This is a genomic window from Caballeronia novacaledonica (genome assembly GCF_900258035.1).
Taxonomy (GTDB): domain Bacteria; phylum Pseudomonadota; class Gammaproteobacteria; order Burkholderiales; family Burkholderiaceae; genus Caballeronia; species Caballeronia novacaledonica.
Genome location: NZ_OGTP01000014.1, coordinates 61,116 through 77,692 on the forward strand (window position 1 = coordinate 61,116; position 16,577 = coordinate 77,692).

A 16,577-nucleotide genomic window follows, 5' to 3' on the forward strand; every position below is an offset into this window, starting at 1 on the left:
GGTGTGAAACCGATTACTAAGTACCTGAATATGCAGGGGAAAATGATTGTGCACAAAAACCGCCCTCGGGGTGGTTTTTGTGCTGTCCTCGAAAGAGGCTTAATCGCTGTGGAGGCCGATTGGCTCGTCGGCGTGATATGACCGCTCGAATCGAGCGTTGCGAGAGAAAAAAAGGCGAAAAATCAAATGAATACGGGTTTGCCGATGGCCGAACAGCCAATTCTCCGCGCAATACAACCTTGTTTACGCGTATTCGTGTATTCTGCGCTTCGGCGTCAATACTAGGAGAAAGCGCAGAATGGCAAACGTAGGCACCCTACCTATGGAAGACCGAAAGGTAACCCTTCGCGAAGTAGCGGAGTTCGCCGATAACCTCGAACCCTTTTCGGACAATCTTCGGGAGCAAATCCTCGCTCCGCGTCCGCGCAAGCTCGCGCCCTACTACACGATCAGCGAACTGGCTGAAATGTGCAATCTGACCCGGCAGCAGATCCAATATCTGGTGACGAAGGGCGAAGGCGGATTGCCTGCGGGTACGCTCAATGGAAGTGGCCGCAGTCGCACGTTCACTCTGCCCGAAGTGCGCGTCTGGGTGAAGATGGCTTCCGACATATACCAAACCCGCCTCGACGACGGCGAGAGCGCCTTCCGAGGCAAAGTTTTGACCACCGCCCAATTGAAGGGCGGATCGGCAAAGACCACGACGACGGTTTGCCTGGCCCAAGCGCTAACGCTTCTCGGCCGCAAGGTGCTGCTGATCGATCTCGATCCGCAGGCTTCGGCATCTGAACTGTGCGGTCTGTATGCCGAGAAGGAGATTTCCGGCGACGACACGGTGCTGCCCTATATCTACGACCAGAACGTGGAAGGCGGCCTTGGGGCGAGTGTGCAGTCGACGTACTGGGATGGCCTCGACATCATCCCCGGACATACCTTCCTATATGGAGCGGAGTTTCTTCTGCCCGCTCGACAAAAGACGATTCAGGGTTACCGCTTCTGGGCAGTGTTGCGCGAGGGACTCGAACCGCTGCGATCGCAGTACGACTATATCTTGATCGACACGTCGCCGTCGCTGTCGTACATGAACCTTAACGCGCTGCTTGCCGCGGACGCGCTGGTCATGCCGATGATTCCCGAGAATCTCGATTTCATCAGTTCGCTTGCGTTCTGGCGTTTGTTCTCGGATGTCGCGGAAGACTTCCTTCCGTACGAGGAAGACAAGGTCTACGACTTCATTTCGATCTTGTTGTCGAAGGTGGATTACGGCAAGACATCGTCGGCGCCGGTCGTACGTCAGTGGGCACAGAGCGCGTACGGTCGTTGGCTTGATCCGTTCGAGATTCCGGCAAGCTCAGTGATGAGCGGTGGCGCGCTTTCCTTCTCGACCGCTCTCGACGTCGTCAGCACGCACTCGACAGCGAAGTCGCTGCAACGGGTGCGGCAACCCATGATGCAATATGCGAAGTGGCTGGATGATATGTTCGTCAAATCGTGGAAGGAGCCGGCATGAGCAATAACATCCGAGAGCAACTCATGGCCAAGACGGCCAATCTTCCCAAGCCGGCGGATTTCAAGGGTGAGAACAAGAAGGATAAGACGAATCGCGGTCCGCAGACGATGCCCGGCATCACAAGCGCATTGGCCGCTGCCCAACTGCGAATCCAGGAACTGGAGGCGCGAGGCGTCGAGACTGAGATTTCCGTCGATGCCATCGTGCCGAATCCTTGGCAGCCACGTCGGCAGTTCAATGAGACCAAACTTTCGGAACTGGCACGATCGATAGGCGAGGTCGGATTGCTCCAAGCCGTGACCGTGCGACGCGTTGGCGAGGCGTTTCAGCTCGTTGCAGGGGAGCGACGTTGGCGTGCCCACAAGCTGATCAACAAGACGACGGTTCGCGCGGTAGTGATCGATTGCACAGATCAGGATATGGCGGCGTTGGCGTTGATGGAAAACGTTACGCGCGACGACCTGTCCGACTATGAAATCGCGATCGCGATTCGGCGAGCTGAAGCGGAGTTTCCTAATCGAACGCGACTCGCGGAAGCGATGGGTATCACGCGAAGTGACCTGTATCGCTTTCTCGCATACGACTCGCTACCGGACTTCGTGAAGCGCGATCTCGATTTGAATCCATCGGTGCTTGGAGCTTCGTCGGCGCAGGATATCGTCAACGCGTTGAAGAAGGCTGGCGAGCAGGGACTTAAGGCGCTGCAGGAACTGTGGCCGCAAGTGCTTTCTGGCGATCTGGTTCAAACGAAGGTTGCAGCGAGTTTGAGCGCCCAGGCGAGCCGCGGAGAGTCGGCTACGGATTCCGGTGGTCGAAGCATTCTCAAGATATTCGCGGGCAAGGTTCAGGCTGGAAGTATCACGAAGGATGTGAAGGGGCTTACGTTCAAGTTCAAAGCGGGTGTTATGACTGAGGAGCAGGAGAGTCAGTTGAGAGAGCACATAGGAAAGATGTTCTCTATCCGATCTGAGTGATCGGTTCGATAACCCGCTGCGGCGGGTTTTTTTTCGACCTGCACCGATGAGTGTCCGAATTCGGACACTCATCGGTTGCAGCAGGCAGCCTGCGATCGCGGTGCGGGTCGTTCTGGCAGGACTGTCCGAATTCGGACAGTGCGCGATCTTTCGATATGAGACTCTGACAAGTGTTCGCCGGCGGCAGATCCTGGCCGCTCAAACAGGCTGCTCCCAATACGAAGGGTGTCGACGCACCGCTGGCGCCTACGGTCGTAATTGGGACGAAGCGTGTCGAAGTGCGGCTAGTAGGCGCGGTCTGCAACGGCCCATCGATCCACGTTGATGCGGCTTAAAATGAGCATCAGTTAGCCACACGCGGAGGAGCCATAGCCTCCAGCAAGCAAAGTGTCCGAATTCGGACACTTGAAGACGAGATCAAATCCTGGATACCGCAAACTTCAAAAGGATCGAAGCTTGTCGCCTTTGGTAGAACGACAATTAGGCAGCGCAGAGTCAGCCGATGTGCTGTGGCGCAAGCAAGAATCGTCTCAAGAACTCTCGTAAGTCGCGGTCGCGTATGAAGGCGGATCGTCGATTGGAGCGCTCCCGAAACCTCCGTGCGACTCGTACCCGACGTCGGGGCTTTTGACGCTACGCGTCGCTAGGATTGATACGCAGGCTAGGAAAACAATGTCGCCGAGAAAAATCGATCCAACAAAATTGTTCAACTGAACGAATTCTCAACCGGCCTGACTTCACTACCTTATCGCGGAAGTCGATGTTCGAGACAGAGCCGATCCGCGCAGGAGACGGGCCAGTCATCGAAATCATCGGAACACGCGTCGGAAGAGGGGCCCGCTACCCGGCGACGGGGTGCCACGCCTCCGCGAGGCGTCGCTCTAAGACACCGTGTCCGTGAAACATCGGCGCATCAAAATTTCACGGACAAATGTCTTTTAAATCAGCTATTTAAAACTTACGTCCGAGATTGTTTCACGTTAAAGGACCCGGCAGACGGCGGCATTTTCGGAAACCGGCTCTTAAGCCGGGCAAGCATTCCGGTGAATGCCAACATGAACCCGATAACTGTATCGAACGATACATTTTTGTATGAAACCCGGCGACACACGTTGAAGGCACCTTCGCGCCCCATCGCCGCATTGGATACCGCGTCTGAATAAAGATGCCACACAGCGCCCGGCATCACCCCGAGGTACGAGTTCCGCCCCCGCTCAACGAGCAGCCTCGTCCATTATCGGAAGTCAGAAACTGCACTCGACGAACTCCGTCGCCCCGGCGACGACCGCAGCACGACAAGCCGCCGTCCTCCGCCAAGCCGCCGCATCAAAGCGGCGCCGACTTTCGCACAGGCACCGGCTGATAGTGCTCGCCCGCCTTGAAGCGTTCGAGCCGTTCGCTCGCGACCGACAGCGCAGCCAGCGACGCACGCCGCAACTGATGATCGTAGAGCGATACGATCGCGGCGAGCCGATCGAAGTCCTCCGCTGCGAGCGCCCATGAACCGGACGCGCGGCCCGCGCTGAACACGGCGGCCATCGTCTGGTCCGCGCGAAGCAGTTCGTCGTGCGAGAAGTCGCCGTGGCCCGCTTCCGCGAGGAACTTGGCGAGATACATCGCTTCGGTAATGTGCTGCGCGGGCGCGATGTCGGGCGAGCCCGAACGCAACGCCGTCAGCGACATATGCGCCGCGAGCGCGAGCTCGTCCGCCACGGCGCGCGGAATGGGGAGCAGCTGCGCTTTGCTGAGCCGCGCGCGCGTCGCCTGAGGCGAGCGCTGGAAAGGAAGAGTGCGTGACATGCGAGCATCGATGGTTGACCTTCTCAGGTTAACGTTCATCGATCGCCGAATCTGAAGGGTGCCGGCCGCGTTCCTGTTCGAAATGTTCGACGGCCGCGATCGCGCGTTCGCACTGGTTCGCATCGAGCGTGTGGATGCTGCATTTGTCGGGCTCGACGCCGATCGTCTGCGCGAGCCACTTCATCCCCTTGGATCGCGCCTCGAAAACATTGCAGCCGTCGCGCCGGACTTTCGCCTGCACGAGTGGTTCGAGCGCCGCATGCAGCTTCACTTTCAGATCGCGCAAACGCGCATCGGCGAGACGGCCGAGCGGGACATGGCGCGTGCTGCGCGGAAAGATGCCGATCCACGCCTGACAAGCGGCGCACATCCAAAGCGGGCCGTGATCGTCGCGATACGGATAGACTTCGTCGCCCGCGCGCGTCAGCGTCGCGGGCGCGCCGCAGTAGTCGCAGTTCGGATGAGGCAGTGGTTTGACAGGTCGGCCGACGCGCATAGCCAGAAACTCCCGGGTCGGGAAATCCAATATAACAAAATCGAAAGTCCGCTTCGAAACGCAAGCGCCGTGAAAGTTCCCGACGTCGACGGATCTCGCAGCCCGCTTAATGCAAGCTCGTTCGCAAAGTCATCGGCACGCACGAGTGCAAAGGAACGCGTCGATCGGGAATTTACTTTTTCGATTCACGGTATAGGGTAGGAGTGCGTGCTACAAGCCACGCGCTTTCGGAGCCTACAGGCCCCCAACCCTCAAGTTCGATCAGAAGCCTGGAAGGCGCATCGCCCGCGCCCGCAACCCGGTCCCCGCATGCGTGCTCGCAAGCTCGTCGCAAGCTTGCAGTCCTTAATTGATGTCTCGATCCAGGAGGTGATGGCGATGAGAGCAACTCTTCTATTGGCAGCAACGGCCGCCGGCGTCTTCGCGATGAGCACTGTCGCGCAGGCGCAAGACATGCAGATGTCGCCGGCTCAAGGCAGCGTCACACAGCAAAGTGCGCAGGACAGCAGCGCCGCAACGAGCGATTCAAGCTATGGCGGAACGATGGCGATGAGCAAGTCAGGCAGCGCATCGCGCGATGCGTGGGCGGGCAGCTCGACTCAGCTTTGCACGCCGGGCCTGAGTTGCAACATCTACAGTGGTCAATAAGCCGAAGTACCTCGGCTACATGGCGAAGGCGGCGGGGACGCCTTCGATCTCGCTCCGTCTTCCCGTCCGTCATCTTCCACTCCGCAGTCCCCCAATGGCGGGGTGATCTCCCTCCGCATGCATGGTTTTTCCCGACGATCGTTCGATCGATAGTAGAGCCCATCACAAGACGGCCTCTCATCGGCCGGTTTCCTGGCTTCGCATTCGTCGAGGCCACGCTCGTTCTCTGATGCATGACCCCATATGCACGCTTCGCCCGAAGCGTGAACGGAGATGAAATCATGGACTTCACTCAATCGATCGGCGACGGCACCGGCTGGTCCGACAGACTCGACGACGCCACGACGCTCGCCATGCTCGTCACGGCGATCGGCGAGCAGCAGACGAAGCTCGCCGCCAGCAGCCACACCGGTCTGAACGGGCGGGTGGACCGCGCGCAGCATCAGAAGCAATTGCTGGGCGCGTTCGGAACGCTTCGGATTGCTGATGATATTTTCGATGCCGCGCGATTCGGACCGTTCGCGTCGGCGGGACACAAGACCTATCGCGTCGCGTGCCGCATCTCGAATGGACAGCCGTGCCCGCAGGCCGATACGTCATCGGATGTCCGCGGCATCGCGCTCAAATTCTTCACGGAAGCGGGCGTAGAAACCGATCTGCTGATGACGAATGAAGGCGGCCGTTCGCATGCTCGCGATGCGGCACAGTTCATGGCGGTAGCCGATATCATCGTCGCGTTGCTTGCCGAGGGCACGGTCAGCGGCATCGCGCAGGGCTTGCGCGAGATGATGATGGCAAGGCTCGGGCCCATCGAAGGCGCGCGCATTCTGGCGATACTCTTCAAGGAAACAAAGGCGCATCACGTCGATAGCGTGGCGACCGAGCACTACTGGGGATCGGTCGTGCAGCTCGGGCAGGCCGCGGTCAAATACTCGCTGCATCCGCACCCTTCCTCGCCCGCCGGAACGAACGCCGAGCGTCATGGCGAAAACTATCTGCGCGCGGACATGTTCAATCGTCTGGAGCAAAGTCCGGTGAAGTGGCAACTCGGCTTGCAATTCTTCATCGACGAAGAAGCGACGCCCGTGAACGATGCATCCGTCGCGTGGAAATCGGATGTGGTCATGATCGGCGAACTCGAACTCGATGCGCCGCCATCCGCCGACGACGAAGCGCGCATCAGTCAGTTCGCGTTCAATCCGGCCAATGGTTTTGCGCCGCTCGGCATCACGCATGCGCGCAAGGATGTGTATGCCGCGAGCGCCGCGAATCGCAAAGCACGAGGCTTGCTGTCGGGCGAGGAAGCGCGCGCGCTGCTGAACGGGCATTGAAGTACGCCATCGCGCGATGTTTTTCTCCGATAATGAAGCCCATTCGGAAACGGGCCTTCGCGCCCGGGCGCTTCATTCAAATCGGAGCTCGCCATGCATCTCGCCGGCATGATTCTTCCGATCTTCGCCGTCATCCTGACGGGATGGCTCGCGCGCGTCTCGGGCTACATGCCGCATGCGCTGGCGCCGTCGTTGATGCGCTTCGCCTATTACGTCGCGATGCCCGCGCTGGTTTTCCTGACCATCGCCGACGAGTCGCTGCATTCGCTGCTCGAATGGCGCTTTCTCGCGGCGTTCGGCGGCGGCTCGATGATCTGCTTCGCGGCCGTGCTGCTCGTCGCGCGAATCGCACGCGGTGCCAGCCTCGCGGCGAGCGCGATGCTCGCCGCAGCCGTTTCGATGACCAATACCGGCTTCGTCGCGCTGCCGATCCTGAAGACGCTCTACGGCAAACCCGGCGTGCTCGCGGCGGCGGTCGCGACCGTGTTCGTCGGCGCGATCATGTTTCCCGTGCTCGTCATCATGGTCGAGATCGGCCGCCTGGACGCGTCGCGCAAGATCGACGTGACGGCGCTCATGCGTCAGATCGCGACCAATCCCGTGATTCTCGCGACGATCTGCGGATTGCTCTGGTCGATCGTCGGACTGACGCTGCCCGCGCCGCTCGCCTCGTTCCTCACGATACTCGGCGAAGCGCTCACGCCGTGCGCGCTCTTCGCGATCGGCCTCGATCTGACCTTGAGCGAGCTGCGCGGACGCGTGAGTCTCTACGCGCTGCTGACCGCGCTCAAGCTCGTGATCGTGCCGCTCGTCGTTTATGCGCTGTGCCTCGCGAGCGGACTCGGCCGCACCGCGACCATCGCCGCGGTCGTCTGCGCCGCCGTGCCGACCGCGAAAAGCGCGTACGTACTTGCTTCGGAGTACGAACTTGAGAAAAATGTCGTCGGCGCCGTCATCTCGATGACCACGCTCTTCTCGATCGTCACGCTGCTCGCGTGGCTCTACATGCTCCAGCGTTAGCGCTCACACGTCGCCCAGTTCTTCATCGACGTCGCGCTCTTCGTCGTCGGGCGGCGAAATGCCGAGCGCCTTGTCCCATTGCGGCTCGCTCAGATAACGCTCGCGCAGGAAATCGACAAACGCTTTCACTTTCGTCGTCGAGCGATGCGATGTCGGATACACCGCGCTCAGCCACAGCGGCGGCGCTGCGTAGTCGGGCAGCACGCGCACGAGCCGGCGTTCGAGCAGATCGCTTGCGGCGACCATCGTCGGCAGATAGACGACGCCCGCGCCCGCGCGCGCGAACTCGAGCAGCAAATGCACGCTGTTGGTCTTCAACACGGCATTGAGGGCAATTTCATAACACTCGTTGCCCTTCATGAGCGGCCAGTTGTCGCCCCACGGATAATGCGCATAACGCGCGAAATCGTGGCGCAGCAGATCGAGCGGCGTCTCGATCACAGGCTCTTCCTTGAGATACGCAGGCGTTGCGCACAAAACGCCGCGCACCGGAAAGAGCTTGCGTTCGACGAGCAGATTCGACGCCGGCGGATAGATCTGCAGCGCAAGATCGAAGCCTTCCTGCACGGGATCGATCACGCGATCGTTCACTGTCACGACGAACTCGATGCGCGGATGCGCCTCGCGAAACGCGATCAACGCTTGCGAAAAATGTCCGAGTGCGAACCCCGGAAGCACGTGAACGTTGAGCGTTCCAGAAAGCGACTGCGTTTGCTCGCTCGCGCGCGCCGACAGTTCGCGCACCTTCGAGACGAGCAGCAGGCAATCGCGATAGTACGTTTCGCCGACTTCCGACAAACGCACCGCACGCGTCGAGCGATGAAACAGCGCGACGCCGAAGTGCTCTTCGAGCTGCTTCACGCGCGACGTGACCACCGATTTCGCCACGCCGAGCTGACGCGCCGCGTTCGCGAAGCTCTGCGCTTCGGCTGCGCGAACGAACGCCTCCATCGACATGAAGAGGTCCATGCTTCCTCCTGTTTGCGTCCGCTACGCAGCGCCGTTCCGGTAACGCAGCGGTGTCGTGCCGAGCCGCTCGGAAAAGAGCGCCGTCATATGTTGCTGCGATGAAAACCCGCACGCGGTGGCGACATCGACGAGCGGTGCATCGCCCGAACGCAGCATGCGCGCCGCTGCGCCGATGCGCTTTTCCAGCACGTAGCGATAGAGCGAATAACCGGTGCGCGCTTTCACGCCATCGAAGACGACGCGCACGGGCAGACTGAGTTCGGCGGCGATATCGGCGCAGGAAAGACTCTGATCGATGTTATCCGCGACATACGTTTCGAGCGTGACGAACCCGGCGTCCGTCAGCGCGGACTTGCGCTCGCGCGAGGCGCGTTCGAGATGCCGCGTCGTTTCGATCCATGCAAGTGTGGCGACGCATTGCAGTTCCCACGGATCGGCCTTGTGCGAATCGCCGGGCGCTTTCTGGCGCGCATAGCGCACGAGATGCCGGATCGGATCGGCGCCGAGATTGCTGCGGCTGCCCGCACGCCGCAGCGCGTCCGTGCTGCGATCGGCGATGCGGTTCACGAACGCATCCGCATAACGAAACGCGATGAAGCCATGCCGCACGTCGTGTGCATCGATACGCATGCTGCCGCCGCGCGGATGATACGCGGCCGTTTCGGCGCGAAACGTGAAGGGCGCGGCGGGGCCGTCGTCATAGCGCGTGTCGGAGACGATGGTGCCGAGCAAGAGGCAGATCATGTCCGACGAATTGCTCAGTTCGAGCGAATAGGGGCGCGGGCCGGAGATGCAAAATTCGAGTCCGGGCACGCCTTCGACCGCACTGAAGCGGTCGATGCGGGCCGGCGCGGCGGTGGCGCTCATGGTCGTGTCTCCGTGTTTTACGCGGCTTGCCATCGAATCATCGGACGCCGCTGTTCACGCGAGTATAAAGGCGCGCGCGAAGCCTTTGCACGCGCGATGGGTCGCCGTTCGCGAACGCTGCGTGCGCGCTTTGTGTCCCGGTGTTAACCCGAATCCGCTCGCGATCCGCCCGGAATCTGTAATCCGCAAAACCTGAAAGACCCGCGCGCCGCGTCTTCGTAACGTTCGCTCATACGACACGAACGACCGGAGACGACGATGCAAACGCGACACAGGAAATCGACGATACGAATACGCACGGCATGCGCGCTCGCCATGCTCGGCGCGACCGGCTCCATGACGGCGCACGCCGCAGGCATTCCCTTCGCGACGGACCGCCCGCAGACCTGGCAATTCAGCAGCGACTTCGAAGGCACTTACGATTCCTTCGGCCAGAACCTCGAATGGAATCACGACAACCGCGCCTTCGATTCGCACGGCAATCAGGTCGCGGGTCCGGGCACGAACACGTTCGTCGGGCTCTCGACGTTCATTCACTACTGGAAAGTGCCGTCGCTGCCGCATGTCGGTTTCAACGCGAGCATCACGCTGCCCGAGATCCGCACGCAAGGCTCGCAGTTCTCGGCGAGCGGCATCGGCGATCCGCTTGTCGGCGGGCTCGTCTGGTACAACCCCGCGCCTGCGACGACGCTCGGACTTCAGGCCTATGTGCAGGTGCCGATCGGACAGAACGATGTATCGACGAATACGTGGTCGTTCTGGCCTTCCGTCTTCTACGACGACTGGTACGGACACCTGAATGTCGATCTGCTGCTCGGCGGCATTCTGCGCGGACGTACGCTGCGCTCGGGCCACGACGATCTGAGTCCGGGCAACACCTTTCATCTGAACCTGCGCGTCGGCTACAGCATTTCGCCGCCCGACAGCCCCTTCGCGATTCCCTTCGTCGGTCTCGATTACCAGACGAGCGGCGGCACGTTCAACCAGACCGCGTCGATGCCGGTATCGAACAGCGCGAGCCGCGAAACCACCGTGGGGCTGGGCGTCCTGTTCCAGTTCAAGCCGAACAGCCTGCCGTTTCTGCACCAGAAGATGTACGACCAGCTTTCCGTTCAGTACCAGCACTCGGTTTCGGGGCGCAACACCACGCTCACCAACGGAATTCTCGTGCAGGCGTGGCACTACTGGTGAGCACATTCAAACGACATGAGTCGATGGAGACGAACATGAGTGAGACGAACACGCTTCCCGCCGCGTCGCGGCGCAACTTCATCAAGGCCGCGAGCGCCGGCACAGCGGCGGCCGCGTTCGGCGCGGTGTCGCTCACGGCGCGCGCCGCGAACGACATCAAGTTCGATGCGGAATACGACGTCGTCGTGTGCGGCGGCGGCGGCGGCGGCTTGCCGTGCGCGCTGTTTTCGCGCTGGCTCGGCAACCGCGTCGTGATTCTGGAAAAGGCGGGCAGCGTCGGCGGCACGGCTGCGAAGGCCGCGTTCTGGTACTGGGTGCCGAACAACGAGCCGATGCGCCGCGCGGGCATCGCCGATCCGAAGTCCGATTACATGCGCTATGTCGCGCGCCTGTCGCGGCCCGAGCAATACGATCCTTCGTTGCCGAAGCTCGGTCTCTCGGACTGGGAGTACGAGATGTGCGAGGCCATCTACGACAGCGCATCGCCCGCTGCGGAACTGCTCGCGAGCAAGGGCGCGCTGCCGTACCGGCATGAAGCGGCGGTGCCGGATTACTGGGCCGAATTGCCCGAAGACAAGGCGCCGCGCGGCCGCGTGCTGTTTCCGAAGGACGGCTTGCCGAGCATGTCCGATGGCGGGCGCGTCGCGATCCGCACGATGAGCGCGGCGGCACGGCGCGATGGCATCGACATCAAGACGGGTTATCGCGTGCAGAAGGTGCTCGTCGATGAATCGGGCGCGGTGATCGGCGTCGAATCGCTGACGGAAGAGGGCACGCTCTTTCGTGCGCGCGCGAAAAAGGCGGTGATCTTCGCGACGGGCGGCTTCACGCACGACCCCGAATTGCGCAAAAACTTTCTGCATGGCGCGGTGTATGGCGGCTGCGCCGCGCCCACCAACGAAGGCGACTTCGTGCGCATTTCGAGCGCGCTCGACGTGCAGTTGCGCAACATGAACTACTCATGGATGGCGCCGATTTCGCTCGACAAGGCCATCGCGAAAGACGGCTCGCTCTCCGGCATCTTCACGCCGACCGGCGATTCGATGCTCTACGTGAACAAGTACGGCAAGCGCGTCGTCAATGAAAAGCTCGCCTACAACGAAGTCTGCGCGACCTTCTCCGAATGGGACGGCGCGAAGGGCGAGTATCCGAATCTCACGCTCATTTCCATTTGGGACCAGCAGGCACAGGACCATTGCGCGAGCGACGACTACGGCAGTCTCATCGTGCCGAAGGGATCGAACGATCGTCACGTGCTGCGCGGCAATACGCTCGCGGAACTGGCGGGCGCGATCCGCGAACGCATGGCGAAGTACCAAAGCGCGCTCGGCAGCGCCGGTCTCTCCGACGACTTCGTACGCAATCTCGACGCGACGATCAAACGCTTCAACGGCTTCGCGAAGACGGGCGTGGATCAGGACTTTCATCGCGGCGAGCGCATCGTCGAGAAGCTGTTCAATGGGCCGGTATCGAAGAAGGCCGATCAGAGGAACGAGACGATGTATCCGCTCTCCGCGAAAGGGCCGTACTACGCGGCGTTGATCGTCGCGGGCAATCTCGACACCAAGGGCGGCCCCAAAACCAATTCGCACGGACAGGTGCTGGATACGCGCGGCGAGCCGATCAAGGGCCTGTACGGCGTCGGTAATTGCGTCGCGTCGGCGTCGGCGCGTGCGTACTGGGCGGGCGGCGGCACGCTCGGACCGATTCTCGCGTTCGCGTATCGCGCGGCGCAATCCGCCAATGGAGTTCAATCATGATTCGGATAGCTAATCTATTGACGATACTTGCACTCGCCAGCGCCACGGCGCATGCGCAACAAGACCCTGTCGCGCTCGGCAAGAAGCTCACGACGAACAATTGCGCCGTATGCCATACGTTCGGCAAGGGCGAGCCGAACGGGCAAGGGCCGAATCTCTTCGGGATCGTCGGCAAGCCGTTGGCCTCGGACCCGAGCTTCAAGTATTCGGCCGGCATGAAGGCGGCCGCTGCGGGCAAGGTCTGGGACGACAAGCTGCTCGACGCCTGGCTCTCCGATACGCAATCCGTCGCACCCGGCAACGCCATGACCTATTTCGAAGGCGACGAAGCGCGACGCCAGAAGATCATCGCTTATCTGCGCACGCTGCATTGAACTGGACCACTGGAGACGAAAGCATGAACCCCATCACCATGACCGACGAACAGCGCAAGACCATCGCGCTCGAATATCTGCGCAGGCTCGATCGCGGCGCACCGTTTTTCGATTTGTTCGACGACCACGCCGAAGTCTATTTCCCGAAGTGGGGCATCGCGACGGGCCGCGCGGCGTTCGAGCAACTCTTCGCGGACCTCGGTTCCATTGTTGCGAAGTTCAAGCATGACCTCGCGTATCTGAACGTGATCCAGCAGGGCGATACGGTCGTCGTCGAAGGTACGAGCTACGGCACGACCCAAAGCGGCGTCGAGTGGCGCGCGGGCGTCACGCACGCGGGCCGCTGGACGGACATATTCGAAATACGCGACTTCAAGATCCAGCGCTGCTTCATCTATCTCGATCCCGACTACGAGGGCGCGGACACGCAGCGCTATCCGTGGCTCGCGGCTAAATAGTTGCGGAAGTAAGTACTTTCCCTAGGGCCGCGATCGAGCACGCATCGTTCGGCAAACGCGAACCTCGATTCATTGCCTCTTGCCGCGCGCAGCCCTAATCTTGATTCCAGCGCGACACCGCGAACGTGAACGCAGACATGGAGACAGACATGCAACAGACTCAACTCGGCAGCCTCGAGAACTATCGCAAAGGCACCATCGAAGTCATCAAGGGCAAGGCCTCGCACTACGTGATGTCCAACGTATTCGAAGTCGCGAACCACGCGAAGCCTTACGAAAAAGTGGTCGTCGGCAAGAACCTCAAGTACGTGATCGAAACGTTGCGCGCGGAAGGCGCGTCGCCGTGGTTCAGCGCATCGCACGATGAATTCGTGGTCGCGCTCGACGGCGAAATCGACGTGCATTTCATCAAGCCGTCCGATGGCGCGCTGGTGAGCGACGACATCGAAGGCACGGTCCAACTCGAAGGCGAGCCTTCGGGCCAGAAGATGGGCTTCGTGCGTCTGCGTCGCGGTCATCAGGCGCTGCTGCCCGCGGGCGCGGCGTATCGCTTCGAAGCGCGAAAGACAGGCGTGTTGCTCGTGCAGACGATTTTGGGTTCGGCTTCGGTCGAGAAGTGGGCCGACATCTGCATTCAGTAACGCCGCCGCGAACTCACATCTTTTGGAGCAAAAACATCATGGATCAAGGCATTTTCCTGCAAAGCGTCGTTGCGACCGACCCCGATGCGGACACCGGCTATCGCACGTTCAAGCTCGGCGACTTCGAATTCAGCCGCGACGCGTACTTCGTCACCGTGAAGTGGCCGGCGCAAGGACAGACGCGCTCGCACCAGATGCACGCCGACGACTTCCTGCGCGCGATGATGCGCGACGTCGCGTGGGGCTTCTTCTACGGCTGGGTCAATTTCGACGAAGTGATCGGCACGCGCAATCACTACGGCAAGGTCGACATGTATGCCGGCGCGTATAACGCGAGCTTCCGCGAGGCGGGCGTCGATTACACGCAGCAGTTCGAAACGCCGATCATCATGGCGACCTTCAAGGCGATCCTGAAGGACTGGGTCAACGAAGGCTTCGATCCGTTCGCCGCGCCCGAGGAAACCGGCTCGGCGTTCGGTGCGAAGCACGGCGACAACATCGCGGCGATCGATCGCACGCGTATCGCGACGAAGCGCATGCCCGGCCTCGAAGGTGATTCGCCGCTGCGCGACGACTTCCCGGTGAATCGCCAGTTCGCGGACGTATCGCAGGACGAGCCGGAGATTCACGCGGAGCCTGGATTCGAAGGGCAATTGCACGCGTTCAGTCTGTTCAAGTATCTGTCGCGTTCGGACGTGACGTGGAATCCGTCGGTCACGTCGGTCTGCAAACAAAGCCTCTTTTGCCCGACGACCGAGGAATTCGTGCTGCCGGTCTTTCATGGCAACGACCGCGTCGAGTGGTTCCTGCAACTGTCGGATCAGATCATCTGGGACGTGGCCGACAAGGACACCGGCGAGCCCCGCGCTCGCATCACGATGAACGCCGGCGATATCGCCGCGATGCCCGCCGACATTCGCCACAAGGGTTATTCGCAGAAGCGCTCGATGTTGCTCGTCTGGGAGAACGCGACGCCCGATCTGCCCAAGCGCTACGAAAGCGGCGAACTGCCGCCGTATCCGGTCGCGCTCTAAAGACCTCTCCGTTCCTCTTCGATACGAGCAAGACATGCAAACGCAACTCTTCATCGATGGCCGCTTCGTGCCCGCCCTTTCCGGCGAAACGCTCGCGACCCTGAATCCGCACGACAACAGCGAGATCGCGCAGGTCTCGATGGCCGGCCGCGAGGACATCGATCGCGCAGTGGAAGCCGCGAAAAAAGCGTTCCCGAAGTGGAGCAACATGGCGGCCGCCGATCGCGGACGCCTGCTCCTGAAACTCGCCGACGCCATCGAAGCCAACGCCGATGCACTCGCGCGCCTCGAATCGATGGACACGGGCCACCCGATCCGCGACACGCTCAATCTCGACGTGCCGCGCACGGCCGCGACGTTCCGCTACTTCGGCGGCATGGCCGACAAGTTCGAAGGTTCGGTGATTCCGGTCGAAGCGGGCTTTCTCAACTATCTGACGCGCGAGCCGGTGGGCATCGTCGGGCAAGTGGTGCCGTGGAATTTTCCGCTGATGTTCACGAGCTGGAAGATGGCGCCCGCGCTCGCGGCGGGCAATTGCGTCGTGATGAAGCCCGCTGAACTGACGCCGTTGTCGAGTCTCGCCATCGCCGAACTGATGGCGGAAGTCGGCTTTCCTGCGGGCGTCGTCAACGTGTTGCCGGGGCTCGGGCACGTCGCGGGGCAGTACATCGCGGAACATCCGGAGATCGGCAAGGTCGCGTTCACCGGATCGACGGCGGTGGGCCGCAAGATCGTGCAGGCATCGAGCGGCAATCTGAAGAAAGTGCAGCTCGAACTCGGCGGCAAGGGCGCGAATGTCGTGTTCGGCGACGCCAATATCGATGCCGTCGTGCAAGGCTCCGCGTTCGGCATCTTCCATAACCAGGGGCAGGCGTGCATCGCGGCATCGCGATTGATCGTGCATGAATCGATCGCCGATGAATTGCTGGAGCGCTTCACGTCGCTTGCACGTTCGATCCGCATCGGCGATCCGCTCGATCCCTCGACGGAAATGGGTCCGCTCACGTCGCAGATGCATCGCGATCGCGTGCTGTCTTATGTCGATGTCGCGCGCGAGCAGGGCGGACGCGTGCTCGCGGGCGGCAAGGCGCCGGATGCCGCGGCGCTCGCGAACGGCTGCTATGTCGAGCCGACCATCGTGCAGGCGAAACCGACCGACCGCGTCGCGCAGGAAGAAGTGTTCGGCCCGTTCGTCGCCGTGAGCACGTTCAAGAGCGATGAAGAAGCGCTCGCCATCGCCAATGGCACCGAATACGGCCTCGGCGCGGGCCTCTGGACGCGCGACCTGCAACGCGCGCATCTCTTCGCGCGGCAATTGAAGAGCGGCATGGTGTGGATCAACTGCTACAAGCGCGTGAGTCCGGGATCGCCCTTCGGCGGTGTGGGCGCAAGCGGTTATGGCCGCGAGATGGGCTTCGAAGTGATGCGCGAATATACTCAGGCGAAGTCGGTGTGGGTGAATGTCGACGCCAATATTCCGCCTTACTATCCGCGCTGAGCGCAT

The 16,577-nt window shown here is 61.3% G+C and carries 16 protein-coding genes; 12 read left to right on the plus strand and 4 right to left on the minus strand.

Annotated features, from left to right (window positions below):
- Nucleotides 1–298: 298 nt before the first annotated feature.
- Together NOV72_RS19670 and NOV72_RS19675 are read left to right on the plus strand one after the other, a co-directional pair.
- Nucleotides 299–1,510 (plus strand): ParA family protein, encoded by a 1,212-nt coding sequence (locus NOV72_RS19670; RefSeq protein WP_106856258.1) that lies wholly within the window; start codon nucleotides 299–301, stop codon nucleotides 1,508–1,510.
- Nucleotides 1,507–2,484: a ParB/RepB/Spo0J family partition protein gene (locus NOV72_RS19675; RefSeq protein ID WP_106856259.1), complete on the plus strand. Its 978-nt coding sequence runs from the start codon at nucleotides 1,507–1,509 to the stop codon at nucleotides 2,482–2,484. Before NOV72_RS19670 ends, NOV72_RS19675 begins: the two co-directional genes overlap by 4 nt.
- A 1,326-nt stretch (nucleotides 2,485–3,810) precedes the next feature.
- Here NOV72_RS19675 and NOV72_RS19680 read toward each other — a convergent pair.
- Both NOV72_RS19680 and NOV72_RS19685 read right to left on the minus strand, forming a co-directional pair.
- Nucleotides 3,811–4,284 carry a hypothetical protein gene (locus NOV72_RS19680; protein WP_106856260.1) on the minus strand — a complete coding sequence of 158 codons (474 nt, stop codon included), beginning with the start codon at nucleotides 4,282–4,284 and terminating at the stop codon, nucleotides 3,811–3,813.
- A 28-nt stretch (nucleotides 4,285–4,312) separates the two neighbouring features.
- Nucleotides 4,313–4,780 carry a zinc-finger-containing protein gene (locus NOV72_RS19685; RefSeq protein ID WP_106856261.1) on the minus strand — a complete coding sequence of 156 codons (468 nt, stop codon included), beginning with the start codon at nucleotides 4,778–4,780 and terminating at the stop codon, nucleotides 4,313–4,315.
- 309 nt (nucleotides 4,781–5,089) lie between these two features.
- Here NOV72_RS19685 and NOV72_RS19690 point away from each other — a divergent pair, with 309 nt between their 5' ends.
- The 3 genes from NOV72_RS19690 to NOV72_RS19700 all read left to right on the plus strand — a co-directional run bounded on the left by NOV72_RS19690 (nucleotide 5,090) and on the right by NOV72_RS19700 (nucleotide 7,779).
- Nucleotides 5,090–5,428 (plus strand): hypothetical protein, encoded by a 339-nt coding sequence (locus tag NOV72_RS19690; protein WP_245933096.1) that lies wholly within the window; start codon nucleotides 5,090–5,092, stop codon nucleotides 5,426–5,428.
- 281 nt (nucleotides 5,429–5,709) lie between these two features.
- Entirely contained in the window at nucleotides 5,710–6,759 is a 1,050-nt protein-coding gene (locus NOV72_RS19695) for a catalase (RefSeq protein WP_106856262.1), read from the plus strand.
- A 93-nt stretch (nucleotides 6,760–6,852) separates the two neighbouring features.
- Complete coding sequence (locus NOV72_RS19700; RefSeq protein WP_106856263.1) at nucleotides 6,853–7,779, plus strand: AEC family transporter; 927 nt, start codon at nucleotides 6,853–6,855, stop codon at nucleotides 7,777–7,779.
- Nucleotides 7,780–7,782: 3 nt separating this feature from the next.
- Here NOV72_RS19700 and NOV72_RS19705 read toward each other — a convergent pair whose 3' ends face one another.
- Together NOV72_RS19705 and NOV72_RS19710 are read right to left on the minus strand one after the other, a co-directional pair.
- Nucleotides 7,783–8,748, minus strand: a complete 966-nt coding sequence (locus NOV72_RS19705; RefSeq protein WP_106856264.1) for a LysR family transcriptional regulator — start codon at nucleotides 8,746–8,748, stop codon at nucleotides 7,783–7,785.
- A 21-nt stretch (nucleotides 8,749–8,769) separates the two neighbouring features.
- The gene (locus NOV72_RS19710; RefSeq protein WP_106856265.1) at nucleotides 8,770–9,615 is read right to left on the minus strand and encodes a helix-turn-helix domain-containing protein; all 846 of its coding nucleotides are present in this window, start codon (nucleotides 9,613–9,615) and stop codon (nucleotides 8,770–8,772) included.
- Between the two features lie 258 nt (nucleotides 9,616–9,873).
- On the opposite strand from NOV72_RS19710, the gene NOV72_RS19715 reads away from it, so the two are divergent.
- The 7 genes from NOV72_RS19715 to NOV72_RS19745 all read left to right on the plus strand — a co-directional run bounded on the left by NOV72_RS19715 (nucleotide 9,874) and on the right by NOV72_RS19745 (nucleotide 16,571).
- Entirely contained in the window at nucleotides 9,874–10,806 is a 933-nt protein-coding gene (locus tag NOV72_RS19715) for a transporter (RefSeq protein ID WP_245933097.1), read from the plus strand.
- Between the two features lie 35 nt (nucleotides 10,807–10,841).
- Nucleotides 10,842–12,566, plus strand: coding sequence for an FAD-dependent oxidoreductase (locus NOV72_RS19720; protein WP_106856351.1), 1,725 nt, complete (start codon nucleotides 10,842–10,844; stop codon nucleotides 12,564–12,566).
- Nucleotides 12,563–12,940 (plus strand): c-type cytochrome, encoded by a 378-nt coding sequence (locus NOV72_RS19725; RefSeq protein ID WP_106856267.1) that lies wholly within the window; start codon nucleotides 12,563–12,565, stop codon nucleotides 12,938–12,940. Before NOV72_RS19720 ends, NOV72_RS19725 begins: the two co-directional genes overlap by 4 nt.
- A 23-nt stretch (nucleotides 12,941–12,963) precedes the next feature.
- Nucleotides 12,964–13,398: a nuclear transport factor 2 family protein gene (locus NOV72_RS19730; protein ID WP_106856268.1), complete on the plus strand. Its 435-nt coding sequence runs from the start codon at nucleotides 12,964–12,966 to the stop codon at nucleotides 13,396–13,398.
- A gap of 149 nt (nucleotides 13,399–13,547) precedes the next feature.
- A complete protein-coding gene (locus tag NOV72_RS19735) occupies nucleotides 13,548–14,039 on the plus strand; it encodes a cupin domain-containing protein (protein WP_106856352.1) in 492 nt (163 codons plus the stop codon).
- A gap of 38 nt (nucleotides 14,040–14,077) precedes the next feature.
- Complete coding sequence (locus NOV72_RS19740; protein ID WP_106856269.1) at nucleotides 14,078–15,073, plus strand: hydroxyquinol 1,2-dioxygenase; 996 nt, start codon at nucleotides 14,078–14,080, stop codon at nucleotides 15,071–15,073.
- Nucleotides 15,074–15,107: 34 nt separating this feature from the next.
- Complete coding sequence (locus NOV72_RS19745) at nucleotides 15,108–16,571, plus strand: aldehyde dehydrogenase family protein (protein WP_106856270.1); 1,464 nt, start codon at nucleotides 15,108–15,110, stop codon at nucleotides 16,569–16,571.
- Nucleotides 16,572–16,577 lie beyond the last annotated feature (6 nt).